Origin of the sequence: Microbacterium binotii (assembly GCF_021398715.1) — a bacterium.
Taxonomy (GTDB): Bacteria; Actinomycetota; Actinomycetes; order Actinomycetales; family Microbacteriaceae; genus Microbacterium; species Microbacterium binotii_A.
In genome coordinates, this window is record NZ_CP090347.1 from 355,745 (window position 1) to 381,247 (window position 25,503).

Annotated in this window: 20 protein-coding genes; 15 read left to right on the forward strand and 5 right to left on the reverse strand. The window is 68.7% G+C overall.

Annotated elements, in window-relative coordinates; translation table 11 throughout:
- Nucleotides 1-10: 10 nt before the first annotated feature.
- Nucleotides 11-2,311: a maltose alpha-D-glucosyltransferase gene (gene treS, locus LXM64_RS01860; RefSeq protein ID WP_234074395.1), complete on the forward strand. Its 2,301-nt coding sequence runs from the start codon at nucleotides 11-13 to the stop codon at nucleotides 2,309-2,311.
- 4 nt (nucleotides 2,312-2,315) lie between these two features.
- Here treS and LXM64_RS01865 read toward each other — a convergent pair whose 3' ends face one another.
- Nucleotides 2,316-3,560, reverse strand: coding sequence for a maltokinase N-terminal cap-like domain-containing protein (locus LXM64_RS01865; protein WP_234074396.1), 1,245 nt, complete (start codon nucleotides 3,558-3,560; stop codon nucleotides 2,316-2,318).
- Between the two features lie 193 nt (nucleotides 3,561-3,753).
- Between LXM64_RS01865 and LXM64_RS01870 the strand changes: the two genes are divergently transcribed.
- Nucleotides 3,754-5,007 (forward strand): MFS transporter, encoded by a 1,254-nt coding sequence (locus tag LXM64_RS01870; protein WP_234074397.1) that lies wholly within the window; start codon nucleotides 3,754-3,756, stop codon nucleotides 5,005-5,007.
- Nucleotides 5,008-5,128: 121 nt separating this feature from the next.
- On the opposite strand, the gene LXM64_RS01875 is transcribed toward LXM64_RS01870, so the two are convergent.
- Entirely contained in the window at nucleotides 5,129-6,067 is a 939-nt protein-coding gene (locus LXM64_RS01875) for a LysR family transcriptional regulator (RefSeq protein WP_234075512.1), read from the reverse strand.
- Nucleotides 6,068-6,309: 242 nt separating this feature from the next.
- Here LXM64_RS01875 and LXM64_RS01880 point away from each other — a divergent pair, with 242 nt between their 5' ends.
- From LXM64_RS01880 to LXM64_RS01915, 8 genes are read left to right on the forward strand one after another with little or no spacing between them, the layout of a single operon-like run.
- Nucleotides 6,310-7,326, forward strand: a complete 1,017-nt coding sequence (locus LXM64_RS01880; RefSeq protein ID WP_234074398.1) for a VOC family protein — start codon at nucleotides 6,310-6,312, stop codon at nucleotides 7,324-7,326.
- Nucleotides 7,327-7,361: 35 nt separating this feature from the next.
- Nucleotides 7,362-8,306: a fumarylacetoacetate hydrolase family protein gene (locus tag LXM64_RS01885; protein WP_234074399.1), complete on the forward strand. Its 945-nt coding sequence runs from the start codon at nucleotides 7,362-7,364 to the stop codon at nucleotides 8,304-8,306.
- Nucleotides 8,303-9,295: a cyclase family protein gene (locus LXM64_RS01890; protein ID WP_234074400.1), complete on the forward strand. Its 993-nt coding sequence runs from the start codon at nucleotides 8,303-8,305 to the stop codon at nucleotides 9,293-9,295. The genes LXM64_RS01885 and LXM64_RS01890 overlap by 4 nt, the downstream gene beginning before the upstream one ends.
- 31 nt (nucleotides 9,296-9,326) lie before the next feature.
- The gene (locus LXM64_RS01895; RefSeq protein ID WP_234074401.1) at nucleotides 9,327-10,460 is read left to right on the forward strand and encodes an FAD-dependent monooxygenase; all 1,134 of its coding nucleotides are present in this window, start codon (nucleotides 9,327-9,329) and stop codon (nucleotides 10,458-10,460) included.
- Complete coding sequence (locus tag LXM64_RS01900) at nucleotides 10,457-11,482, forward strand: amidohydrolase family protein (protein WP_234074402.1); 1,026 nt, start codon at nucleotides 10,457-10,459, stop codon at nucleotides 11,480-11,482. The genes LXM64_RS01895 and LXM64_RS01900 overlap by 4 nt, the downstream gene beginning before the upstream one ends.
- A complete protein-coding gene (locus tag LXM64_RS01905; RefSeq protein ID WP_234074403.1) occupies nucleotides 11,479-12,462 on the forward strand; it encodes a fumarylacetoacetate hydrolase family protein in 984 nt (327 codons plus the stop codon). The genes LXM64_RS01900 and LXM64_RS01905 overlap by 4 nt, the downstream gene beginning before the upstream one ends.
- Nucleotides 12,459-13,235 carry a CoA transferase subunit A gene (locus LXM64_RS01910; protein ID WP_234074404.1) on the forward strand — a complete coding sequence of 259 codons (777 nt, stop codon included), beginning with the start codon at nucleotides 12,459-12,461 and terminating at the stop codon, nucleotides 13,233-13,235. The genes LXM64_RS01905 and LXM64_RS01910 overlap by 4 nt, the downstream gene beginning before the upstream one ends.
- The gene (locus LXM64_RS01915) at nucleotides 13,235-13,870 is read left to right on the forward strand and encodes a CoA transferase subunit B (protein ID WP_234074405.1); all 636 of its coding nucleotides are present in this window, start codon (nucleotides 13,235-13,237) and stop codon (nucleotides 13,868-13,870) included. Before LXM64_RS01910 ends, LXM64_RS01915 begins: the two co-directional genes overlap by 1 nt.
- Nucleotides 13,871-13,923: 53 nt before the next feature.
- Here LXM64_RS01915 and LXM64_RS01920 read toward each other — a convergent pair whose 3' ends face one another.
- A complete protein-coding gene (locus LXM64_RS01920; RefSeq protein WP_234074406.1) occupies nucleotides 13,924-15,120 on the reverse strand; it encodes an ROK family transcriptional regulator in 1,197 nt (398 codons plus the stop codon).
- A 106-nt stretch (nucleotides 15,121-15,226) separates the two neighbouring features.
- On the opposite strand from LXM64_RS01920, the gene LXM64_RS01925 reads away from it, so the two are divergent.
- The 5 genes from LXM64_RS01925 (at nucleotide 15,227) to LXM64_RS01945 (ending at nucleotide 21,743) form a co-directional block, all read left to right on the forward strand.
- Nucleotides 15,227-16,234: a sugar phosphate isomerase/epimerase family protein gene (locus tag LXM64_RS01925; RefSeq protein WP_234074407.1), complete on the forward strand. Its 1,008-nt coding sequence runs from the start codon at nucleotides 15,227-15,229 to the stop codon at nucleotides 16,232-16,234.
- A gap of 297 nt (nucleotides 16,235-16,531) precedes the next feature.
- Nucleotides 16,532-17,647 (forward strand): multiple monosaccharide ABC transporter substrate-binding protein, encoded by a 1,116-nt coding sequence (gene chvE, locus LXM64_RS01930; protein ID WP_137418166.1) that lies wholly within the window; start codon nucleotides 16,532-16,534, stop codon nucleotides 17,645-17,647.
- 75 nt (nucleotides 17,648-17,722) lie between these two features.
- Complete coding sequence (gene mmsA, locus LXM64_RS01935) at nucleotides 17,723-19,252, forward strand: multiple monosaccharide ABC transporter ATP-binding protein (protein WP_137418165.1); 1,530 nt, start codon at nucleotides 17,723-17,725, stop codon at nucleotides 19,250-19,252.
- Between the two features lies 1 nt (nucleotide 19,253).
- Entirely contained in the window at nucleotides 19,254-20,465 is a 1,212-nt protein-coding gene (gene mmsB / locus LXM64_RS01940; RefSeq protein ID WP_137418164.1) for a multiple monosaccharide ABC transporter permease, read from the forward strand.
- Nucleotides 20,466-20,516: 51 nt separating this feature from the next.
- A complete protein-coding gene (locus tag LXM64_RS01945; protein WP_234074408.1) occupies nucleotides 20,517-21,743 on the forward strand; it encodes an ROK family protein in 1,227 nt (408 codons plus the stop codon).
- Here the strand turns inward: LXM64_RS01945 and LXM64_RS01950 are convergent.
- Together LXM64_RS01950 and LXM64_RS01955 are read right to left on the reverse strand one after the other, a co-directional pair.
- On the reverse strand, nucleotides 21,676-24,465 hold the full coding sequence (locus LXM64_RS01950) for a hypothetical protein (protein WP_234074409.1): 2,790 nt from the start codon (nucleotides 24,463-24,465) through the stop codon (nucleotides 21,676-21,678). The genes LXM64_RS01945 and LXM64_RS01950 overlap by 68 nt on opposite strands.
- Nucleotides 24,462-25,118 carry an ABC transporter ATP-binding protein gene (locus LXM64_RS01955; RefSeq protein WP_234074410.1) on the reverse strand — a complete coding sequence of 219 codons (657 nt, stop codon included), beginning with the start codon at nucleotides 25,116-25,118 and terminating at the stop codon, nucleotides 24,462-24,464. The genes LXM64_RS01950 and LXM64_RS01955 overlap by 4 nt, the downstream gene beginning before the upstream one ends.
- Nucleotides 25,119-25,503: the final 385 nt, after the last annotated feature.

The window sequence follows — 25,503 nt, forward strand, 5'->3', positions numbered from 1 at the left end:
CCGTGGAGGAATGGCGCGCGACGACCACCGACCCGAAGACCTCTACACCGGCCCCATCGACCTGCCCAGGATGGCCGCGGAGGTCGGCGAGGGCGAGCTCGAGGCAGCCGAGATCAGCTACGACGAACAGCGGTATCCGGCGCGTCCGCGCCGGCTCCGCCCGCGCGACCAGTTCCGGGGTGGCAGCGTCCGCCGCATCCGCACCGATCCGCGCACCGCCAACGGCACGAATCCGTCCTACGTCGAGTGGCTCGTGCGGCAATCGATGCTCAAGGACGCGGACGTCCTCGCGCGACAGCTCTCCGGCCAGCCCGCGATGTGGCGCAACCCGTACGCCCGTCCGGATGCGCGCCGGGCGATCGCCACGAGCGACGTGTGGTTCACGGCGTATCCGATCTCGCTCATCACCCGCCCGGGACAGTCCTTCCTCGCTGCTCTCGGAGACGAGGAGCTGTGGGCGGTCTTCGAGCGCATCGGGATCACGGCGATCCACACCGGCCCGGTCAAGCGTGCCGGAGGGATCGCGGGATGGGGGGAGACGCCCAGCGTCGACGGCCACTTCGACCGCATCAGCACCGCGATCGACGCCGCCTTCGGGACCGAGGACGAGTTCCGCGCGCTCTGCGACGTCGCCGATGCGTACGGCGGCAGTGTCATCGACGACATCGTGCCCGGTCACACCGGCAAGGGCGCCGACTTCCGCCTGGCGGAGATGGGCTTCAAGGACTACCCGGGCATATATCACATGGTCGAGATCCCGCGGGAGGACTGGTCGCTGCTGCCGGATGTACCCGACGGCGTCGACAGCGTGAACCTCGACCCGACCACCGAGCACGAGCTCGCGGAGCGCGGCTACATCATCGGGGCTCTGCAGCGCGTGATCTTCTACACGCCGGGGGTGAAGGAGACCAACTGGAGCGCCACCGCGCCCGTCATCGGCCCCGACGGCGCGACCCGGCGCTGGGTGTATCTGCACTACTTCAAGCAGGGGCAGCCCTCGATCAACTGGTTGGATCCGACGTTCGCGGGGATGCGGCTCGTGATCGGCGATGCCCTGCACTCGCTCGGGGAACTCGGTACGAGTGCGCTGCGTCTCGACGCCAATGGGTTCCTCGGCGTGGAGAAGAGCGCGGAGGGGCTGCCGGCATGGTCCGAGGGGCACCCGCTCTCGCACGCGGCGAACCACATCATCGCGGGCATGGTGCGAAAGGTCGGCGGCTTCACGTTCCAGGAGCTCAACCTGACGATCGAGGACATCCGCGACACGGGGGCCGTCGGTGCGGACCTCTCGTACGACTTCATCGGGCGTCCCGGCTACCACCACGCGCTCGCCACGGGGCAGACCGAGTTCCTGCGGCTCGCACTGACCTCGTCTCTGGAGCTGGGCGTCGCGCCGGTGCAGCTCGTCCACGGACTCCAGAACCACGACGAGCTCACCTACGAGCTGGTCCACTGGGCGACCCGTCACGCGGACGATCTCTACCGATTCCGCGGACATGAGGTCTCAGGCGGCGACCTGGCCGAGCTCGTTCGAGCCGAGCTCACCGAGCACCTCACGGGCACTGCGGACTACAACCGCGTCTTCACGCAGAACGGAATCGCCTGCACCACGGCGTCGCTGATCGCGGCGACGCAGGGCATCGAGCGTCTCGACGATGTCCGCGACGAGCACGTGCCGGTCATCCGCGACGCCCACCTGCTCCTCTGCGCGTACAACGCCTGGCAGCCCGGTGTCTTCGCGCTCTCCGGCTGGGATCTGGTCGGGATGCTGACCGTCCCCGCCGACGAGGTCGCGGATCTCATCTCGGCGGGTGATACGCGCTGGATCGAGCGGGGTGCGCATGATCTGCTCGATGCCGATCCGGCCGCCACGCGGTCGGCGGCGGGAATGCCGCGCGGTCGCGCTCTTTACGGAGCTCTGCCCGCGCAGCTCGACGACGGCGACTCGTTCGCGAGCCGCCTCGCCGGCATCCTCGATCTGCGGCGGGAGTCGGGCATCGCGACGGCGACCCAGGTGGACGTGCCGGAGGTGGCGCACGCGGCGATGCTCGTTCTCGTGCATCGCCTCGACAACGGGGATGCGGCCGCCGATGCGCCGATGCAGGTGACCGTGCTGAACTTCTCGGCCGAGCCGATCGTCGGAACGGTGCGCTCGGAGCACCTCCTGCCGCAGAGCGACGTGACGGACGCCGCGACGGGCGAGGAAGCAGGGCGTGTCGACGACCTGCAGAGCTTCGCGGTGTCGCTGCCCGCCTATGGCGCGCGGTTCCTGATGCTGCGGGCGCCTGAGCCTGAGCCGGAGGTCGACTGAGGGGTCAGCCGGCCAGCGCCGCGTCGATCCCGGACAGGGGCACCGCAAGCCAATCGGGCCGGTTGCGCGCCTCGTAGATCGACTCGTAGACGGCCTTGTCGAGCACGAGGGCGCGCAGCAGGACGGGATCGAGCGCAACCGCGCCCGGCGCGTTCGCATACGCATCGAGGAATGCCCCGCGGCAGGCGGCGGACCACGCCGCGGCGTCGGGAGCTTCTCCGACGGCTCCCGCGTAGTCGAAGGAGCGCAGCATGCCCGCCACGTCGCGCGGGGGGAGATCGGGGATCGCCCGCTCGGTCATCGGACGCAGCGGTTCCCCCTCGAAGTCGACGAGGCGCCAGCCGCCGTGCGGGACGGCGAGCACCTGGCCGAGATGCAGGTCCCCATGGATGCGCTGCAGCAGGGGCCATGTCCGTTCGAGAGCGGAGCGGTAGACCGCCTCGATCGCGGGGAGACGGTCGGCGACCGCCGGAACCTCCGCAGCGGCGATCTGAAGCCGCCGCTGCCAGGCGACCCCCACGGCCGCGACCGCATCCGGGTCGGGAGCGGATGCGCCCAGGGCCTGGCCGAGAGCGCCGTGCACCCCGGCCACCGCCGTCCCGAGGTCGCGGGCGGCCTCGGTGAAGTCGCGTCCCTCGCGCGCCGCCTCGAGCGCCACGGACCAACCATCACGGACGCCCCGGAGGAACTCCTGCGCGAAAGCGAGCGTGCCCCGAGCCACACCGGATCCGCGCCCGACATCCGGCCACTCGGCATCCAGGCTCCCGTAGAACCGAGGGACGTACGGTGACCCGGCGGCGCTCAGCACCCGCTGCACGGTGACGTCGGGGTTCTCCCCGTGGTGAAGTGTGCGGAAGAGCTTCATGATGATGGACGGCTCGCCGTCCTCCTCGAAGACGATCGACGTGTTCGACTGCTCGACGGCCAGCACGCGCGACCCCGTCACGCGGCTCACATCGACGCCCATGGCTTCGAGAGTGCCGATCGCGAAGGCGCTCTGCCGCGCCGCATCTACGAGGAGCCCGTCGACCGCCCGGCCGATCACGTCGTCACCCTCGTCCGCGTGCGAGACGACTCCGACGGGCACGTGGTACAGCGCGGGGAGCGTGCCGGCGTCGTCCATCAGCAGATAGCGGGTGGCGGCCGGGGCGGGTTGGGCGTCGAGCACGCGGAAGCGCGGTTCATGGCTCTTCCCGGCGTACCACCGCTGCTGCGCGACCCAGGTGCCGACTTCATCCGTGATGTCCACGGTCTCCACCTTGGTGGCTGGTCGCCCGCCGAAGGAAGGGCTGGACGTGCCCGGCCCTCAGGGCTTACACGCGGATCGCGCATCTCCTGCGTCGATGCGCTGGATCACTGATGTCGGCTTCCCCCGATCCCTCGCCGGCGCTCCAATGGAGGGATCCTCGCGCCGTTGCGGGGAGTCCGAAGGAGACACGACGATGACGTCTGCATCTACCACCACACACCGAACCCACCGGGCGGGAACCTTCCAGGGCATTCTTCTTCTGGCGGGAAGCTGCATGCCGGTGCTCGGCTCCGTGCTCATCACTCCCGTTCTGCCTCAGCTGTCCGAACACTTCGCCGCCGAGCCGGGGGCCGAAGTCCTCGTGCCCATGATCGTGGCGCTGCCGGCGCTGTTCATCGCGCTCATGGCGCCGTTCGCCGGTCAGATCGTCGATCGCATCGGGCGCAAAACGCTGCTGATCGTCGCCATGATCGCGTACGCCCTCGTGGGCACGGCCCCCGCCTGGATGGACGGGCTCACCGAGATCCTCATCAGTCGTGTACTGGTGGGCGTCTGCGAGGCCGCCATCATGACGGTCTGCACGGCGCTGATCGTGGACTACTTCCACGATCAGCGCCGAAACCGTTACCTCGCCGCGCAGACCGTTGCCACGACGCTCGCCGCCACGCTGTTCATCGTCGTGGGAGGGGCGCTCGGCGCGGGCGGATGGCACACGCCGTTCTGGGTTTACGGGATCAGTCTTCTCATCGCCGTTCCTATGGTCTTCGCCCTCTGGGAGCCGCGGTCGGCGGCCGGCGCGCGAGCCGCTGAGTCCCGCGTCCGCGTGCCGATCCCGTGGCGCCGCATCGGGGCGCGCCTGTTCGTCAGTGCCTTCGCAGGCTTCACGTTCTACATCATCGTGATCGAGATCAGCTACCTCGTCGTCGGAACGGGTATTGCGGCGTCCGACACGGCGGTGATCGGCGCGGTCGCGGCGGGGGCGTCCCTGGCCACCGCGATCGGCGGGATCCTGTTCGCGCGCCTGGTGCGCCGTGTGGACCTGCGCCTCATCCCCATCGCCTTCGCGCTCCAGGCCGTGGGCATGATCGTCATCTGGATCGTGCCCGCGCTCCCCGGTCTCGTCGCGGGTGCTGTCGTGGCATCGTTCGGTTCGGGACTCCTTCTGCCCTCGCTGCTGCGTTGGGTCGTCGCCACGACGACTTTCGCGGAGCGCGGCCGGGTGACGGGGCTGTGGACGGCCGCGTTCTTCCTCGGCCAGTTCTTGACGCCGATCCTCGTCGGCATCCTGGCTGCCGTGGTCGGCGCCCTTCCGGCGGCGGTGGGCATCGTGGGCGTCGCAGCCGCCGTGGCGGCGCTCGTCACGAGCTATGCCCTGCGCGGCAACCGGGCCCAGGTGGTCGAGGAGACGGCGGCGACGCACGCAGTCGCTCAGGGGGCGGCACGCTAGAAGCCGTCTCGCGCCAGAGCGCAGCGCACACGATCGGCGGGACCGGACGGGTGCGCTGCGCGGCGTTGCGGCGGATGCTGTGAACGGGCGTTTCGGGGTCGTGCACGCGGGAGACGGGTCGTCATGTCGAAAGCTGGCCGGCCGCGATCCGTGCGCCGGCTTCCGCGAAGAGCCCCCGCATCCACTCGTGCTCAGGATCGCGCATATGCGCCGGGTGCCACCAGAGCGCGCTCACGAGGGGAGTCGCGGTGAACGGGAGGGGCACGACCCTGATGCCGCCGATGCGCAGCAGGTGCGGGGCCAGAGCCGACTGCACGAGCCCCACCCGCCGCGTCCCGCTGACGAAGTGTCCGACGGAGAGGAAGCTCTCCAGAACGACCTCGATACGCGGCTCGACCCCGAGCTGCTGGATCTCGCGGGCCGCGGAGGTGAAAGCCGAGCGCGACTGGAACGTGAGCGCCCATGGCAGTTCCGCAAGGTTCTGCATCGTCAACTCGTCGCCCACCTCGTCGTTCTCGTTCGCGACGACGGCGAGCCAATCGTCCTGCCAGAGGTCCAGATGCGGCAGATCGGACACAGGGCCGTGCGGGATGACCATGCCGTCGGCCGAGCGCAGTCGCGTGGCCGCGTCCTCGACGATGCCAGGGTTGTGCAGCATGAAGCGGAAGCGCACGCCGGGGGCCCGCTCTGCCGCGAGTTGCGAGACGACGGTGCCGATAGTCACGAAACCGTAGTCGGACCCGTAGATCGAGAACTCGCGTGTCGACTCGGCCGGCGACCACGATGCTTGACTCTCGAATACGCGACGGGCGGCCTCGAGCGCAGTTGCGGTGTGCTCCGCGAGGTGCACCGCGAACGGAGTGAGCTCGTAGGTGTTTCCTCGGCGAGCGAGGATCTGGTCGTCGAAGTGGACTCTCAACCGCGACAAGGAGGCGCTGAGCGCAGGCTGACTCAGGCGCAGCCGCTCGGCCGCCCGCGTGACGCTGCGCTCCGTCAGGAGGGCGTCGAGTGCCACCAGCAGGTTGAGGTCGAGTCGCGAAAAGCGCGCATGATCGGTCACCACGTCGTGATCCTTCGCTCGGGAAAGCTCCTGCGTCATCGTATCGACGAGGTCGATCGCCCGGCCAGCCTCTATCTTCGCCGTCGATGGATGGCGCCTTTCTCCCACCTGAGGCGCTGCGCATCTCGGGCGCATAACTCAAACGGATAGGCCCCATCGACAGAATCGGATTCCCTGATGCCGCTGAGTGCCCGATTCTCGAAGGAGAGTCGGAATGACCCGACTCGCCGAAAGGATCAAAGATGATCAAGCTTCTCGCCCACCTGTCGTTCGTCGCGATCACGACCCCCGACGTCGAGGCGTCGGTGGACTTCTACGTGAACCAGGTCGGTCTGACCGAGGTCGCTCGCGACGACGGCCGTGTCTACCTCCGCTGCTGGGGTGACTACTACGCATACTCCGTCGTCGTCGCGAAGGGCGACGAACCGGCTATGGAGACGATGGCCTGGCGCACGTCGTCGGCCGAAGCTCTCACGGAAGCAGCGAAGCGTGTGCAGGCTGCGGGTATCGAAGGCGAATGGTTCGACGGCTTCGGTATCGGACGTGCATTCCGCTTCACCGGGCCACAGGGGCACAACATGACCCTGCACTGGGACGTCGAGCGCCACCACGCCGAACCGCAGACCGCCTCGATCTTCCCGGACCGTCCCGAGAAGCGCAGCGGTGTCGCCGGCGCGCCGCGCCAGCTTGACCACGTCACGGTCGCGGCGCGGGATGTCGATGCATTCGTGCAGTGGTACGTGGACACGCTCGGCTTCCGCTTCATGGCTCGCACCGTGCTCGATGAAGCGCCCATCTCGGTGTTCTCGGTGCTCACCACCAACGAGAAGTCCCACGACCTCGGCGTCGTCCTCGACGGCTCCCGGCGAGCCGGCCGCATCAACCACTACGCGTTCTGGGTCGATACGCGTGAAGAGCTGCTGATCGCGGCCGACACCCTCATGGAGAACGGCGTGCCGATCGAGTACGGCCCGAACATCCACGGCATCGGCGAGCAGACCTTCCTCTACTACCGGGAACCCTCGACCCTGCGGATCGAGCTGAACACGGGCGGCTACCGCAACTACGTGCCCGACTGGGAGGCGAACACCTGGAAGCCTTCGCTCGGCTCGAACAACATGTACCGCAACGGCATCATGCCGATGTCGATGACCGAGTCGTTCCCCGCGGCCGACGGCCCCAGCGCCACGGAAGAGGGTGTGCCCGACGAGATCAGGGACGCACTGCTCAACCCGTACGCCGTCCAGGGTCGCGGCTGAACGACCATCCCGGGTCGGGCAGAGAGAGGAACACCATGACGATCGCTCCGTTCGCGCTCGCACGCTTCCGTGACGGGGATGCCGTGCGCGTCGGTCTTGTCGCCGCCGACCGCATCCGTCCGCTCGACGATGACGAACTGGGTGGTGGCCTGAACGCCTTCCTGGCCGATCCCGACTGGGATCAACTCGCCGCCTTCGCTGATGCTCCGGGTGCATGGCGCCCGGTCGCGGAGGTGACACTCACGGCGCCCGTCGCGCCGCGACAGGTGCTGCAGACCGGCGCGAACTACCGCCAGCACGTGATCGAGTTGGTGGCGGCGGGTCTGAGCCAGAACAGCGAGCGAACGCCCGAGGAGGCGCGTGCGTTCGCCGCGGACATGATGGACGAGCGCGCCCGAAGCGGCGAGCCCTACTTCTTCATCGGGCTGCCCGCGTGCGTCGTCGGAGACGACGTACCGCTCGTCTTGCCGTCTTACAGCAGCGTGCACGACTGGGAGCTGGAGCTCGCTGTCGTGATCGGACGCGAGGCGTTCCGCGTCTCACGCGAGCAGGCGCTCGATCACGTCGCCGGCTACACGATCGTCAACGACATCACGACGCGGGATCTCGTCTTCCTCAAGGACATGAAGGAGATCGGCACCGACTGGTATCGCGGGAAGAACGCGCCCGGCTTCCTGCCCACCGGCCCGTTGCTGGTCCCCGCGCGCTTCGTCGACCCGGCCGACACCGCGGTGCGACTGGAACTCAACGGGCAGGTGATGCAGGATGCCAACACCTCGGATCTGCTGTTCGACGTGCCGGCCCTCGTCTCGGCTGCATCCCAGACCCACCCGCTCCTGCCGGGCGATCTGCTTCTGACCGGCAGCCCGGCGGGCAACGGGCAGCATTGGAAGAGATTCCTGCAGGATGGGGATGTCATGACCGGCACGATCGGTGCGCTCGGAACGCAGGTCGTGCGCTGCGTGGGGGAGCAGTCGTGACCGGGCCCTCGGAGGACCCGGCCGACCTCGACCGGCAGAATCCCGAGGGCGAGATCGCCCTGCGCGCCGAAGCGTTCCGCAACTGGGGCCGTTGGGGTCAGGACGATGTTCTCGGCACGCTCAATTTCATCGACGAGGGGGTGCGTCGCGTCGCCGCCGCGCTCGTGCGCGACGGGCGGTCGATCTCGCTCTCGCAGCCGTTCGACACCGACGGCCCGCAGAAGGGATGGCGCCGGCGCACCAACCCCGTGCACACGATGACCGACACGGGGACGGACGCCGAACGCGGGAATCAGGGTTTCCCCCACGGCATCGGAGGGGCCGACGACGTCATCTCGATGCCGCTGCAGTGCTCGACCCAGTGGGACGGTCTCGGGCACATCTTCGATCACGGCAACGCCTGGAACGGCCGCCGGGCGGGCGATGTGGTCACGAGCGACGGAGACCTCGTCACGGGTATCGAGCACGCGGCGAGCGTGATCGTCTCGCGCGGTGTGCTCCTCGACGTCGGTCGCCATCTGTCGCCCGGCGACGGCGAACTCGCGGACGGCTATGCCATCACGGCTGCCGATCTCGAAGCATGCGCGCTGGCGCAGGGCGTCGAGGTGCGCCGAGGGGACATCGTGCTTGTGCGCACCGGCGCCTACACCCGCGCTCGGCGCGAGGGGTGGGGCGACTACGCCGGCGGGCCGGCACCCGGACTCTCGCTCACCACGGCCGGGTGGCTGCACCGGTCCGAGATCGCGGCCATCGCGACCGACACCTGGGGCTTCGAAGTGCGCCCCAACGAGTTCGATGCGGCGGCATTCCAGCCGCTGCACCAAGTGGTCATCCCGAACATGGGGCTGACCATCGGCGAGATGTGGAACCTCGACGAGCTCGCCGAGGTCTGTCTCGGTGCCGCGCGCTGGGAGTTCCTGCTCTCGGCGCCTCCTCTACCGATCACCGGAGCTGTCGGTTCGCCGGTGAACCCGGTCGCCCTGCTGTGATCCGTCCCCCACAGAACAGAGAGGTTCTGTCATGACCGCCGTCCACAAAGTAGCGATCGCCGGAGCCGGCGTCGCGGGCCTCGCCGCCGCCATCTTCCTGGCCAGAGAAGGCGTCGAGGTCGACGTCTACGATGCCCAGCCCGCCTTGCCCACGCGAGGTTCGGGCATCACCCTGCAGGGCAACGCCCTGCGTGTTCTGGACGAGTTGGGCGTCTGGGGCGCGGTCGCTTCGGTGAGCAAGTCCTTCGAAGGGTTGACCCTTCGCGCACCCGGGCCCGGCGCTCTGGTCGTCGCGGCCCTGCCCGACATCAAGACCGGCGGACCCGACTATCCCTCCGCGATAGGGATGTCCCGGCCCGACCTCGCCCGCATCCTGCTCGGGGCCGCCGAGAGCCACGGCGCACGCGCGCACTTCGGCCATCGGATCACGGGTCTGACTCAGAACGAGGAGGGTGTGGAGCTCGTCGTCGACGGCAAGAGCGTCGGCGCCTTCGATCTGCTCGTCGGGGCCGATGGCCTGCACTCGGCGGTGCGCGAGATGATCGGCATCCGCGTGTCTCCGGAGCAGACGGGTATGGGCATCTGGCGTGCCTTCGTGTCGTTGCCGCCCGAGGTTGAGCGCACAGAGCTGTACTACGGCGGCCCGATGTACATCGCCGGCTACACGCCCACGGGGGACGACGCGATGTATGCCTTCCTCGTAGAGGCGGCCCAGGACCGATCGCAGGTCTCGCCGGAGGAGGCGCGGCGCATCATGGTCGAGCAATCGCGTGCCTACGACGGCCCGTGGAACCACATCCGCGCCGATATCGAGGCCGGCGCCGCCGCGAACTACACGTGGTTCACGCGGCACCTCGTCGAGGCTCCGTGGAATCGAGGCCGTGTCGTCGTGATCGGCGACGCCGCGCACAGCTGCCCGCCCACGATCGCGCAAGGGGCGGCCCAAGGACTCGAGGACGCGGCCGTGCTCAGTGAACTCCTCGTGGGTCGCGATGAGGTCGATCAGCAGCTCTGGGACGCTTTCCATGCGCGCCGGGTCGAACGTGCGAAAGCCATCGTGGATGCGTCGGTGCAGCTCGGGCAGTGGCAGCTCGACGGCGTCCGCGACGCGGACATGAATGGCTTGATCTTCGGCGTCGCGCAGCTCACGGCGGTGCGCGCATGAGCCGGATCGGGCGCGACGAGGTGACCGACGTCCACGCTCACCTTCTGATGCCGGCGTTGCATGCGGAAGTCGAGCGTCGAGTTCCGGGCGAGGTGCAGGCTGCGGCCGCCCTCGACCTGCGCCGCAACGGTCTCGCGAGCATTCAAGCCTCGGGGCACATGATCCGGGATCGGTTCGCACGCCTGACCTCTGTCGAGGCGCGCCTGGCCGCGATGAACGGTCAGGGCGTTGACCGGCAATGGGTGAGTCCCTCGCCGAACCACTTCTACCCGTGGGCGAACGAGGGTCTGGCCAGCTGGGCGACGGGTGAGGTGAATCGCCTCATTGCCGAGCACGTCGCCTCCGCCGCGGACCGACTCGTCGGTCTCGGCACAGTCCCGCTGCAGCATCCGCACCTCGTGGTCGATGCCCTCGACGACGCGGTGCTGGGGCGGGGGCTTGCGGGTGTGGAGATCTCGTCGTTCGCCGGCGACGTCGAACTCAGTGATGAGCGGCTCGAGCCCTTCTGGGCGCGCGCGGCAGAGCTGCGTGCCGTGATCTTCTTGCATCCCTTCGGCTGCTCGCTCGACGAGCGCCTCGACCGCTTCTACCTGTCGAACACGGTCGGCCAGCCGACGGAGAACGCCGTCGCGATCTCGCACCTGATCTTTGCCGGTGTGCTCGACCGGCACCCGGGACTCCGCCTGGTCGCTGCCCACGGCGGCGGGTATCTGCCCACAGCGATCGGTCGCTCGGACCGCGCCTGGCGGGTGCGTCCTGAGGCGCGCGGGTGCGCGCATGCGCCGTCGACGTACCTCTCGAAGATCTGGTTCGACACGGTCGTGCACGACGAGCGGGCGATGCGCCACCTCGTCGAGGTGGCAGGAGCCGACCGGGTGCTGCTGGGCAGCGACTTCCCGTTCGACATGGGGCTCGACGACCCGGTCGCCTTCGTGCGCGGCGCGGGACTGCAGGAGACGGACGTGACCCGGATACTGGGCGAGAACGCCGCCGAGCTTCTGCGTACGCGGGTGCGCGCATGAGGATCGCGCGATGGATGGACGGAGCCGGTGTCGGCGAGGGATTCATGGACGGAGACGGCGTGGTGCCGTTCCCGGACGGTCTGCGGGTCTCTGATGTGCTGGTGCAAGGACTCGATGCTGCGGTGCGGCTGTTCGAGCGGCGCGATCGTGCCGCCCGGCGGCTGCTTGCCGACGTGCGCCTGCTCGCTCCCCTCGTGCCGGCTTCGATCCGCGACTTCGTGGCCTTCGAGGAGCACGTCGAGGGGATGAGCGCGTCGGTCGACGGCACGAGCGACGTCGTCGCCGAGTGGTACGAGGCTCCGACCTTCTACTTCACGAATCCGCACACCGTGCGCGCGACGGCGGATGTGGTGCGCGTCCCAGACACGGAGCGGCTCGATGTGGAACTCGAGCTCGCGGCCGTCATCGGCGGCGTGCCCGGATCCGATGGCGAGAACCTGGATGCGGCGACGGCGGCATCCCACATCTTCGGATACACCGTGATGAACGACTGGTCGGCACGCGATCTGCAGTCGCGAGAGATGAAGGTGCGACTCGGACCCGCCAAGGGCAAGGACTTCGCCATCACGCTCGGACCGTGGATCGTCACGGCTGACGAGATCGAACCGTATCTCGATGCCGACGGGTTCCTCGCGATGCGCGCCGAGCTGTTCATCAACGGTCGCCTGATCGGCGAGGACCTCACCTCGAACATGGGCTGGCCGTTCCCCGAACTCGTCGCATACGCGTCGCGCAACTCGGTCGTCGTCCCCGGCGACGTGCTCGGCTCGGGAACCGTCGGGAACGGCGGATGCCTCGGCGAGCTCTGGGGGCGCCGCGGTCGCCTCGATCCGCGGCCGCTCGAGCCCGGCGATGAGGTACGGCTGGTGATCGAGGGAATCGGAGAGATCGTCAACGTGGTCGGGGACCGCGTCGCGGCGCCGCCCGTCCTGCGGGCGCGCCAACGTCCGCGGGCACGCACGAGGCAGGTCGGTTCGTGATCGACAAACAGGTGGCATCCGCTGCGGCTGCTGTCGCCGATATCCCCGACGGGGCGAGCATCGCCGTGGGCGGCTTCGGCCTCTCCGGCAATCCGATGGCCCTGATCGACGCGATCCTCGCTCAGGGCACCCAGGGTCTGAGCATCGTGTCCAACAACTGCGGCATCGACGACGGCGGCCTCGGAGTGCTCCTCCGGGCGCATCGCATCAGCAAGATGACGTCGTCCTATGTCGGCGAGAACAAAGAGTTCGAGCGTCAGTTCCTCAGCGGCGAACTGGAGCTCGAGCTGACGCCCCAGGGAACACTTGCCGAGAAGCTCCGCGCAGGAGGGGCCGGGATTGCGGCCTTCTTCACGCGGACCGGAGTGGGCACGCAGGTCTCCGAGGGGGGCCTGCCGCGCCGGTACGCCCCCGACGGGGGCGTCGCGGTGGCCTCCGAGCCGAAGACCGTACGCCGGTTCGCGGTGGACGGCGTCGAGCGGGACTACGTCCTCGAGGAAGCCATCGTGACCGACTTCGCCCTGGTGCACGCCGCGCGCGGCGATCGGCACGGCAACCTCGTCTTCCACGCTTCCGCTCGCAACTTCAATCCGCTCGCGGCGATGGCCGGACGAGTGTGCATCGCGCAGGTGGAGGAACTCGTCGAGCCGGGTGAGATCGAGCCGGATGCGGTGCATCTGCCGGGTGCGTTCGTGCACCGCATCCTCGAGGTGGGCATATTCGTCGACAAACCGATCGAGAAGCGCACCGTGCAGGCCAGGAGCGCACGCTGATGGTGTGGTCGCGTGAAGAGATGGCGGCGCGTGCGGCGCGCGAGCTGACGGACGGGGCGTACGTGAACCTCGGGATCGGGCTGCCGACGCTCGTGTCGAATCACGTGCCGGACGGCATCACGGTCGTCCTGCAGTCCGAGAACGGCATCCTCGGCGTCGGCCCGTATCCCGAGGAGGATGCCGTGGACCCGGACCTCATCAACGCGGGGAAGGAGACGGTGACGGTCCTGCCCGGCGCGGCATACTTCGACTCGGCTCTGAGCTTCGGCATGATCCGTGCCGGCAAGATCGACGCGGCGATCCTCGGGGCGATGCAGGTGTCGGCGCGAGGAGATCTCGCGAACTGGATGATCCCGGGAAAGATGGTCAAGGGACCCGGCGGAGCGATGGATCTCGTTCACGGTGCGGGAAGGGTGATCGTGCTGATGGAGCATGTCGCACGGGACGGCTCGCCGAAGATCGTCAGGGCGTGTTCCTTGCCCCTGACGGGCCGGCGTGTGGTGGATCGCATCATCACGGATCTCGCCGTCATCGACGTGACGGATGACGGGCTCGAACTGGTCGAGCTCGCGCCCGGCACCCGCGTCGAGGACGTGCTTGCGACCACAGAGCCTGTCCTCACCCTCCGGCTCTGACGGGGCAGCGTCGGCATCACTCGTGCCCGGTCCTCAGGGCTTACACGGCGGCGTCAGTCCGCGGCCTGCGATACCCGGATGTTGACGTTCTCGGCAGAGAGCACCTCGCGCGCGACGAGCATGGCCGCGCCGAGCACCGCAGCACGCTCGGCGGTGGGAGATTGCACGATCGCGAGATGCTGGGTGGCGAGCGGGATGGAGCGTCGGTAGACCACCTCGCGCACGCCGGCGAGCAGATGCTCCCCGGCGCGGGCGATGCTCCCGCCGAGCACGATGACGGAGGGGTTGAGCAGGTTCACGACCGTCGACAGCACCTCGCCGACGTCACGTCCGGCCTGGCGCAGCGCATCGATGGCGGCCGCGTTGCCGGCGCGGACGAGCTCGATCACGTCCTGACTCGTCTCGGCATCGACTCCCTGGGCGCGCAACGTCGCCGCGATCGCGCTTCCGCTGGCGAGGTCTTCGAGGTCGAGCTCCTCGGAACGGCGGCCGCGTGCCGCGCTCGCGTGAGGCACGCGCACGTGACCCATGTCACCCGCGGACCCCTGGGCGCCGCGCTGCAGACGTCCGCCCGCGATGATCCCGGCGCCGATGCCGGTGGCGACCTTCACGAAGATGAGATCGGTCGTCTCCGGGAAACTCGCCGCCTGCTCGCCGAGCGCGAGCAGGTTGACGTCGTTGTCGACGAAGACGGGGACGTCGAACGTGCGTCGGATGTAAGAGGGGATGTCGAAACGGTCCCAGCCGGGCATGATCGGCGGGTTGTACGGGCGACCGCTCGAGTGTTCCACCGGACCCGGGACGCCGATCCCCACGCCCGCCAGGGGAACGGCGGCCAGAGTCGCATCCTGCAACAGTGCCGCTCCTTGCTCGGCGACGTGGTCGAGGACCGCGACGGGTCCGCTGGCGATGTCCATCGGATGTGTGACCGACGCGAGGATCCGCCCGCTCAGATCGGAGACGGCGATGGTCGCGTGGGAAGCGCCGAGATCGACCGCGAGGACGAGTCCCGCGCGTGGATTGAATGCCACTCGCGAAGGTGGTCGCCCGCCGGTCGAGGCGGCTTCTCCGGCGGGGGAGACCAGTCCAGAAGCGAGCAGGGCGTCAACGCGTGACGACACGGTCGATCGCGCGAGGCCCGTGAGGTGGACCAGGTCTGCTTTGGTGCGCGCCCGACCGTCCAGAAGGAGCTGGAAGATGTCGCCGGCGCCGGCGGGAGCGCTCCCCAGGGCTCTGCCCGCGTCCGTCATAGGGGTAGTAAACCACACGTGTTTTGCGGTTCCTTCGTCGTGATCAGCCGGACAGTGAGCGACTTGTGACAGGATTCCGCCAGAAGACGGACCCGGAGGAGAGTCGATGAGCACGCATCCCGTCACGTTGTTCACGGGGCAGTGGGCGGATCTTGCGTTCGAGGAGGTTGCTCGTCTGGCGGCGTCGTGGGGGTATGACGGGTTGGAGATCGCGGCGTCGGGGGATCATCTGGATCTGCGTCGTGCGGATGAGGATGGTGCGTATCTCGCGTCGCGCCGGGAGGTGCTTGATCGTTACGGGTTGCGGGTGTTCGCGATCTCGAACCACTTGGCGGGGCAGGCGGTGTGTGATGCGCCGATCGATTTCCGGCATGAGGCGATCGTGCGTGAGTACGTGTGGGGCGACGGGGATGCGGAGGGGGTGCGTCGGCGGGCGGCGGAGGACATGAAGCGGGCGGCGCGGGTGGCGCGAAAGCTCGGTGTGGACACGGTGGTGGGGTTCACGGGGTCGTCGATCTGGCCGTATGTGGCGATGTTCCCGCCGGTGCCGGCGTCTGTCATCGAGGCGGGGTTCGAGGATTTCGCGGCGCGGTGGAATCCGATCCTCGACGTGTTCGACGGGGAGGGGGTGCGGTTCGCGCATGAGGTGCATCCGGGGGAGATCGCGTACGACTACTGGAGTTCGGTGCGGGCGTTGGAGGCGATCGATCACCGCGGCGCGTTCGGTTTCAACTGGGACCCGTCGCACATGATGTGGCAGAACATCGACCCGGTCGGTTTCATCTGGGACTTCCAGGACCGGATCTATCACGTGGACTGCAAGGACACCAGGATGCGGCCTCGCAACGGCCGGGCCGGGGTCCTGGGTTCGCACCTGCCGTGGGGGGATCCTCGCCGGGGGTGGGACTTCGTCTCCACCGGTCACGGCGACGTGCCCTGGGAGGACTCGTTCCGCGCCCTGGAGGCGATCGGCTACACGGGCCCGATCTCGATCGAATGGGAAGACGCGGGCATGGACCGCCTCCACGGCGCAGCCCAAGCCGTCGAGTTCGTCCGCAGCCTGCTCTGGCCCACCCCCACCGCCTCCTTCGACGACGCCTTCCGCCACCAATAACCGGTAACTGCGACGCGCTCCTTGCCGAGCGAGCACCCGTTCGTCGAACGAGCACCCCATTGAGTGCTCGTTCGCTGAATGGATGCTCGCTCGCACTCCTTCGCTCGCCTCTGCGAGGGATCGCTCCCACGCAATTATGTTGGGCCTCTAGACAAAATTCGCTGAGGTGGTTAATTTTACGGAGCCGTCATAATTCCGACGGTCATCAGCCGGGACGACGAAGCCCCGAGCCCGCCGCAGCGACAGTGCGGGCGCGCCGCTATCGGCCTTGCGATTCAGAGAGGAAACGCACATCACATGAAGAAGAAGCTCCTTGCGGCCGTGGCGGTCGGCGCCCTCGCCATCAGCCTCGCCGCGTGTTCGTCGACGCGAGGTGGCGACGACCCGTCCGGTGCCGCCGCCTCGACCGACTGCAATGTCGGCATCGCGATGCCCACCCGCAGCCTCGAGCGCTGGATCAACGACGGTGAGCAGCTGCAGGCCAAGCTGAAGGACGCCGGCTGCACCGTCGACCTGCAGTACGCCGACAACAAGACCGATCAGCAGATCAGCCAGATCCAGAACCAGCTCGCGGGCGGTGCGAAGATCCTCGTGATCGCCGCCATCGACGGCTCCACTCTCGGCCCCGTGCTGGAGGAGGCGAAGGCACAGGACGCCACCGTCATCGCCTACGACCGCCTCATCAACGGCAGCGAGAACGTCGACTACTACGCCACGTTCGACAATTACAAGGTCGGCACCCTCCAGGGCCAGTACATCGAGACGCAGCTGGGCCTCAAGGACGGCAAGGGACCGTTCAACCTCGAGCCCTTCGCCGGCAGCCCCGACGACAACAACGCGAAGTTCTTCTTCGCCGGTGCGTGGGATGTCCTGAAGCCGTACGTCGACAAGGGCCAGCTGGTCGTTCCCAGCGGCAAGGCTCCCGCGAACGACGACGCGTGGGCGTCGATCGGTATCCAGGGCTGGGCGTCCGACAAGGCTCAGGCCGAGATGGACAACCGCCTCTCGTCGTTCTACGGCGACGGCAAGAAGGTCAACGTGGTGCTCTCGCCCAACGACAGCCTCGCGATCGGCATCGAGGCATCGCTGAAGTCCGCGGGATACACCGCCGGTGCGGACTACCCGATCATCACCGGTCAGGATGCGGACAAGGCGAACGTCAAGGCCATCCTCGACGGCCTCCAGTCCATGACGGTCTGGAAGGACACGCGTGCGCTGGGTGACCGCGTGTTCACGATGATCCAGGAGATCACGCAGGGCAAGGAGGTCGAGGTCAACGACACCAAGACCTACGACAACGGCAAGAAGGTCGTGCCGTCGTTCCTGCTGACGCCCGAGGTGGTCACGAAGGACGACGTGCAGTCGAAGCTCATCGACTCCGGCTTCCTCAAGGCCTCCGACGTCGGTCTCTGATCCATCCACGCGGCGGGGCGGGTGTCACCCGCCCCGCCGCTCGAGCGTCGCCAGCGGGCGGCGAAGGGACACACCATGACCGAACCGATCCTGCGCATGGCGGGGATCTCCAAGTCCTTCAACGGCGTGCCGGCGCTCTCGGACGTCTCCATCGACGTCTACCCCGGCGAGGTGCACGCGATCTGCGGCGAGAACGGCGCGGGCAAGTCCACGCTCATGAAGGTGCTCAGCGGCGTCTACCCGGCGGGCAGCTTCCAGGGCACGATCACCCTCTCCGGACAGCAGGTCGCGTTCCGCTCGATCAACGACAGCGAAGCGGCCGGCATCGTGATCATCCACCAGGAGCTCGCGCTGAGTCCGTACCTCTCGATCGCCGAGAACATCTTCCTCGGCAACGAGAAGTCGCGTCGGGGCGTCATCGACTGGAACGCCACGAACCGGGAAGCGGCGGCCCTGCTCGCGCGCGTGGGTCTCAAGGAGAACCCCGCGACGAAGATCTTCGAGCTCGGCGTCGGCAAGCAGCAGCTGGTCGAGATCGCGAAGGCGCTGGCCAAGGAGGTGAAGCTGCTCATCCTCGACGAGCCCACCGCGGCGCTCAACGACGACGACTCCGCCCACCTGCTCGATCTCATCGACCAGCTGCGCGCTCAGGGCATCACCTGCATCATCATCAGCCACAAGCTGAAGGAGGTGCTGCGCATCGCCGATCGCATCACCATCATCCGCGACGGCCGCACGATCGAGACGATGCGCAGAGACGATCCGGAGACGGACGAGGGGCGCATCATCCGCGCCATGGTCGGCCGCGATCTCAACAGCCTGTTCCCGCCACGCGAGCCCGACATCGGCGAGGAGCTGTTCCGGGTCGAGCACTGGACCGTGCACCACCCGGTCGATACCGAGCGCGTCGTGATCGATGACGCATCCTTCATGGTTCGCGCGGGTGAGATCGTCGGCTTCGCCGGTCTCATGGGTGCGGGGCGCACCGAGCTCGCGATGAGCGTCTTCGGGAGGATGTACGGCACCGGCATCTCGGGCGAGGTCTACAAGAACGGCGAGCGGATCGACGTGCGCACGGTCGATGCGGCGATCCGCCACGGCATCGCCTACGCCACCGAGGATCGCAAGAAGTACGGTCTCAACCTCATCGGCGACATCCAGGTCAACGTGTCCGCCTCCGCGCTCGCCCGGTTGGCGCGGCTCGGGGTCGTGGACCGCTACCGCGAGTACAAGGTCGCCGACTCGTACCGCTACAAGATGAACATCAAGGCGCCCAGCGTCGCTGCGATCACGGGGCGGTTGTCCGGTGGCAACCAGCAGAAGGTCGTGCTCTCGAAATGGATGTTCACGGGACCCGACGTGCTCATCCTCGACGAACCCACCCGCGGCATCGACGTGGGCGCCAAGTACGAGATCTACGGCATCATCAACGAACTCGCGGCGCAGGGGAAGGCGGTCATCGTCATCTCCTCGGAGCTGCCCGAGGTCATCGGGCTCTCCGACCGCATCTACACCATCTCCGAAGGGCGCATCACGGCAGAGGTCGACCGTGCCGATGCGACCCAGGAAACGCTCATGCGGCACATGACCGCCGGAAGGAACTGACATGGCTACTGCGTCGACGCAGACGGTGGACACCCCGCCGAAGAAGAGGCGGGGTCTGCTCGCCCGGATCAACTTCCGGCAGTACGGCATCCTGGCCGCCCTGGTCATCATCATCGTTCTGTTCCAGGTGATGACCGGCGGCCGCCTCCTGATGCCCGGCAACGTCAACAACCTCATCCAGCAGAACGCGTACGTGCTGATCCTCGCGATCGGCATGGTGATGGTCATCATCGCCGGTCACATCGATCTGTCGGTGGGCTCGGTCGTGGCCATGGTGGGCGCGATCGCGGCGATCTCCATGAACAACTGGGGATTGCCGTGGTGGGCGGCGGTCATCCTCTCCCTCGTCGTCGGCGCTGTCGTCGGCGCCTGGCAGGGATTCTGGGTGGCGTTCGTAGGGATACCGGCCTTCATCGTGACCCTGGCCGGCATGCTCCTGTTCCGCGGTCTCACCCTTGTGCTGCTCACCGGCGGCACGATCAGCGGACTCCCGGACGGCTTCACGGCGATCGGCGCTGGGTGGCTTCCGCCCGTCTTCGGTTACGTCGCGGACCGCGACGCACTCACCCTCGTCCTGGGTCTGCTGGCCTCGGTCGCACTCGTGGCTCAGCAGCTGCGCACGCGCGCCACGCTGCGTCGCATGGAGCTGCCTCGGGAGGTCGCATGGTCGTTCTGGCTGAAGAACGCGGTCGCGGTCGTGGCGATCATGGCGACGGCGTGGACGCTCGCCACCTACAACGGAACGCCGATCGTGCTCATCATCCTCGCGGTGCTCGTGCTCGCCTACACGTTCGTGCTCAATCGCACGGTGTTCGGCCGGCACATCTACGCGATGGGCGGCAACTTGTTCGCCGCCGTCATGAGCGGTGTGAAGACGAGATGGGTCAACTTCTTCATCTTCGTCAACATGGGTGTGCTCGCGGGCCTCGCGGCCGTGGTGAGCACGGCCCGTGCCGGCAGCGCGGTCGCCTCGGCGGGTCAGAACTACGAGCTGGATGCGATCGCCGCCGTCTTCATCGGCGGGGCCGCGGTCCAGGGCGGTATCGGCACGGTCGTCGGCGCCGTGATCGGTGGTCTCGTGATGGGCGTGCTCAACATGGGTCTGTCGATCCTCAGCGTGGATGCGGCATGGCAGATGGCGATCAAGGGCATCGTGCTGCTGCTGGCGGTCGCCTTCGACATCTTCAACAAGCGGCGCAGCGGCGGCGCGTGAGCGCCCCGCCCCGCGCCGGGCGACCGCCGGACGCCGTGTCAGAATTGCCGGGTGACTGCGGTGACCGTGGCGACGGGGCCTGATCTTCCACCCCCCGCGGGCTCCGCGGGGGGTGGAACCACGAATGACGCGGTCCGCCGGCAGAACCTCGTGGCGGTGCTGTCGGAGCTCCGGCTGAACGGCACCCTCTCTCGCGCGCAGCTCAGTGCCCAGACGGGACTCAACCGCTCCACGATCACCGGCCTCGTGGCGGAGCTGATGGACGCGGCTCTGGTGCGGGAGCTCCCGGCGGTGCCTTCGACGGGCAAGGCGGGCCGGCCCATCTCGGAGCTGCAGGTCGACGACGCGGTCTCGGCGATCAGTGTGGGCGTGGATGCGGACGGCGTCACGGTCGCGCTCATCGGGCTCGGCGGCACGGTTCACGCTCGCCTCCATCACGACACAGCCCGGCCCGTCAGCCCGCGCCGCTTCGTGCAGCTCGCCGTCGATCTCATCAACGTGATGCGGGCCGACATCGATCGGCACTATCGCGTGGTCGGTGTGGGGCTCGCCGTGCCGGGCTTGGTCGATGCCCGCGGATCGGTGCTGGTGGCGCCGACGCTGCAGTGGCGGCACGAACCCATCGCGGCGCGGATGTCCGACAAGCTCGGCATGCACGTCACGGCCGGCAACGACGCGAGCATCGGCGCCCTCGTGGAGACCCGCTTCGGCGTCGCCCGCGGGGCGCGCAACCTGCTCTACCTCGGCGGCTCGCTGCGTGGCATCGGTGGCGGCGTCATCATGGACGGCACCCTGCTGCGCGGTACGTCGGGCTACGCGGGCGAGCTGGGTCACACGGTCGTCAACCCCGGCGGCATCAGGTGCGTCTGCGGCCGGCGGGGATGCCTGGAGGCGGAGGTGGATCTCAGCCTGATCGAGCCGTTGCTGGGGCGCCGCCGGCTCGACGAGGACGAACTCGATGTCGAGCTGGGAGTCGCACGCGACCCGAAGGTCATGGCGGAGGTCGCGCGGCAGGTCGATGTGCTCTCCATCGCGCTGACCAACTTCGTCAACGCCTTCAGCCCTGAGCTCGTGGTGCTCTCGGGTTACCTGGGCTCGCTTCTCTCCGTCAGCAGGGAGCGACTCTCGGCGGCCGTGCGCCTGCACCCCCTGGGAGCGGAGGGACGCGTCGTGCGCCTCGAACGTTCCCGGCTGCGCTCCCGACTCATGCTCATCGGGCCCGCCGAACTCGCCTTCGCGCCGATCCTCGCCGACCCGACGACCGCGCTCCGTCGCTGACGAGGATCAGCCCGGCGGCGGTGGCGGCGATCGTCCCGATGACCACGGCCGCGACGGTGGCAGAGGGGGTGAAGGCGAGTGCGCCCGCCGTCGCCAGCGCTGCTCCGGTCACCACCCCCGGAACCGCCGCGGTGAAGATCTCGGCCGTGGCCGCGCGTCGCAGATGTGTGCGTTGCCATCCCATCGCACGCAGCGCCTGCTCCGCGCTCGTGCGTCGCTCGAGTCCGAGACGCCGGATGACGACCAGGAGGATGCAGGCGGCCCCGAGGGTCACGGCGATCAGGGTGCCCTGCGGTACGAGTGCCTGAGACGAGGCGAACGATCCGAGGCGCGAGTCCCCCGCGGCGGCGCGGCCCGCAATGAGCACCGCGACCGCGGTCGAGGCGGCCACGGCGACGAGCGCCAGAGCCGCGGCGAGTGACAGCGTCGTGGCCCCGTTCGTGCGGGCGTTGCGCAGACCCAACAGGGTCGGTGTCGTGACCGCGCCGGTTCCGGTGCGTGGCCGGCGGGCGGCGGCGGTGCGCACGAGGGCGCCGCGCGCCACCAGCACGGCGGATCCCACGATGCTCGCGGCCACCGCGATCCCGACGAGATACGAGGTCGTCTCGATCACGGCCGAGGTCAGCAGCGTGAGTGCGCCGATCCCGCCGAGCAGGAGTGTCGCGACGGCCTCCTCGGAGAGGAACCAGGCGCGGATGCGGCGCCGGGTCCACCCCACCTGGCGCAACACCGCCGCATCCGCCCGCCGGGAGGCGATCGAGCTCAACTGCGTGAACAGCAGCAGCGCGGTCGCCGCGAGCATGGACATCACCAGCAGCGCCACGTTGGTGCCCGAGACGCCCTCGGACGCCATCGCGGCCGCGCCGAGTCTCGAGTAGTCCTGCTCCACGATCAGGGGTTCCGCGTCGCCGGGCGTGCCCGTCGGCGGCTCGAGCGCCACCGGGACGGTCTCGAACGACGAACCGGCCACGATGGTCGCGGTCAGGCCCAGGTCACTGATGCGCGAAGCGACGTCGAGGATCTTGGCCTGGGCGCCGGCGGTGTACCCGTCGATGCCCGCGACACGGACCCGGACCGAGGAGACCGGATCGGTGATGTGCAGGTACTGCGCGTTCTGCAGATCCGCGATCGCGAAGGCTCCGGAGGTGTTCAGCCCGAGCCCCGAGAAGGATGCGGGAAGCGCGGTGCCCTCGGCGACGGCGTCAGAGCCGTCGACGATGATCGGTGCGGACTCGTCGTACCCCAGCCCCACCTGCCCGAGCGCCGTGTCCTCCTCGTGCAGCTGGGCAGGGGTGAAGGAGCCGACCGGCCAGGTGTTCGTCTCATACGGGCCGGCCGCGCCCGCATCCGTCCCGGGGAAGGGTGCCGTGGAGGCGAAGAGCAGCTCGCCGTCGGACTCCCCGGTCGCGCGTAGCCGGAGCAGGGGCGCGGATGCGTCGCTCCGGTCGGCGGACACGGCGTGAGCGATCGTGGTCGCCTGCGGGTCCACGGCCGACAGGATGGGGGAGCCTGCGAGCCGGAACATCGGATACTGCGCGTAGGGGGCGGAGGGCGGCGGGGTCCATCCGGGCCACGGGACATCGATGCTGTCGAAGCTCAGAGGAGAGAGGGCGTCGCCGGGCTCGCCCGAGTACAGCGTGGTGGTCGGGCCCGTGCGCGCGGCGTCGAGATCGGGGAAGGCATCGTCGCCCGCGGTGGCCCGGGCCAGCGTCGCCGCAAGCTCGTCGTCCGGCGCGTCCAGCGGGGTCAGGGTCACGTCCAGATGCGCGGCCGGTGTGTCGACGGCCCGTGTCAGGATCGGTGTGGGCTGCGTCGCCACGCCCTTCGCGAACAGCGTGTTCAGATCGTCGCCCGGCGACGGGGGATCGGCGGGGTCGAAGAAGTTGTCGCCCAGGCGGCCGATGAGTGCGCTCGTGTCGATGAGCGGATCCATCACCGCGCCGGCATCGCCGAGCAGCTCCTTCTCGGCGACCGGATCGACCATCACCACATGGGCGGTGCGCACGGCCTCGACCGGCAGCGTGAGGGCGACGACCCCCTCGCCCGGTGGCGGCTGCTCTGCCGATGCCCATCCGCCGAACGTCCACGCCACGTTGCGGTCGACATCCGTCTCCGCGCCGTAGGCGACCTCGCCGGTCGAGGTGACGGCGCGCACCGGCCTGTTGTCCTCGTCCTGCAGCTGGCGGTAGCCCTCCCACGCCGTCTGGTCGACGACGATGTCGACGCTCGCATCGATGGTGCGCGCCGGCGTCACGCCGTCGTCGATGACCAACGTCGTGGATGCCCGGTAGGCACGCGGTCCCGCGGCGGAACCGTCCAGTGGTACGAGCAGCGTCGCCTTCGCGACATCGGTCGTGGGCGTCGTGAATGCGCCGATCGGGGCGGCCACCTCCACACCCTCGAGCCCCTGGAGCCGTGCCACATCCGCGCTCGCGATGTGGCCGAGGCTCGCATCGGTCAGGGCGCCGGGGCCGAGCAGGCCCCCGGTCGCCCCGCTGAGGGGCGAAGACCCGCCCGCCGTCACGAGGATGTCGTAGTCCCCGCGCCAGTTGGCATCGAGCGTCTCGCGCAGCGCGTCCGCGGACGCGCTCTGCAACCCGGATGCGGCCACCAACACGATCCCGATGAGCGCGAGCGAGGTCAGGCGCAGGCGTCGGCGGAGGAACCGCGTGAGAGCGCGGGGCACACGCGCCCGATCGCTGTGGGGCACACGCGCCCTCATGTCATCACGGTTCTGGTGTCGGCGGCGTCGATGAGCCGGGGGTCGTGCGCCGACACGAGGACGGCAGTGCCCTCGTCCGCGATCGAGCGCAGCAGTGCGATCACGCCGTCGGCGTTCCGGCGATCAAGGCTCGCGGTCGGTTCGTCCACCACCAGCAGACGAGGCTCGAGCAGCAGCGCCCGCGCGAGCGCCACGCGCTGGCGCTCACCGCCGGAGAGTTCCGCCGGGTGGGACCGGGATCGTGCGCCGACGCCGAGGCGGCAGAGGAGATCTCGTGCCTTACGGCCGAGGTCGCGGCTGCGTCGGTCGGGGACGGCGGGCAGCAGCACGTTCTCGAGAGACGTCAGGCCGTCGATCAGCACGCCGCCCTGGTCGAGGTAGCCGACGTGGGTGCGCCGCAGTGCCGTCGTCGCATCGTCGCTCTGCGCCGAGACCACGACCCCCGACCATGCCACGCTGCCGGAGGTCGGTCGAACGAGACCCGCGGCCGTCTTGAGAACGCTGGTCTTGCCGGAGCCACTGCGGCCGGCGAGGCAGTGCATGCGTCCGGCGGGGACATCGAGGGAGAGGTTCTCGATGATGATCAGATCGGGCTGTCCGGCGCGCGGATAGCGGATCGACACGTCTCGCAACGCCAGCGGGGCAGAGATCACGAGGCGACGATAGCGCCGACCTGGGCTGCACGGCAGTTCGCGGCGCACATCGGGTCGGTCGCGCCGAGATGTTCCGTCGCGGGTCCGGTCCGCTTCCTCGATCCGTCGCACGCCGACCCGCTCAGGCCGCGAGAAGGCATCGTCGAAAATCGCTCGAAACTGAGAGTTTGTTATGCGAAGCCATTGTGTTAGCGCTAATGGTACCGGTAACATCACCAACGGTTCCCCATCCTTGCGTTTTCGCCGACGACCAGACGCCGACGACGCAGGATGAGTCGGCCCCTCGCAGCGGCGACAAGCCTGCGTGCGAAGGTGACGGCGTCCCGCGGCCTCCCGTGCGCGGACAGGGTGCGGTGAGCAAGGTGGCTCATCGCGTCGGAACCGG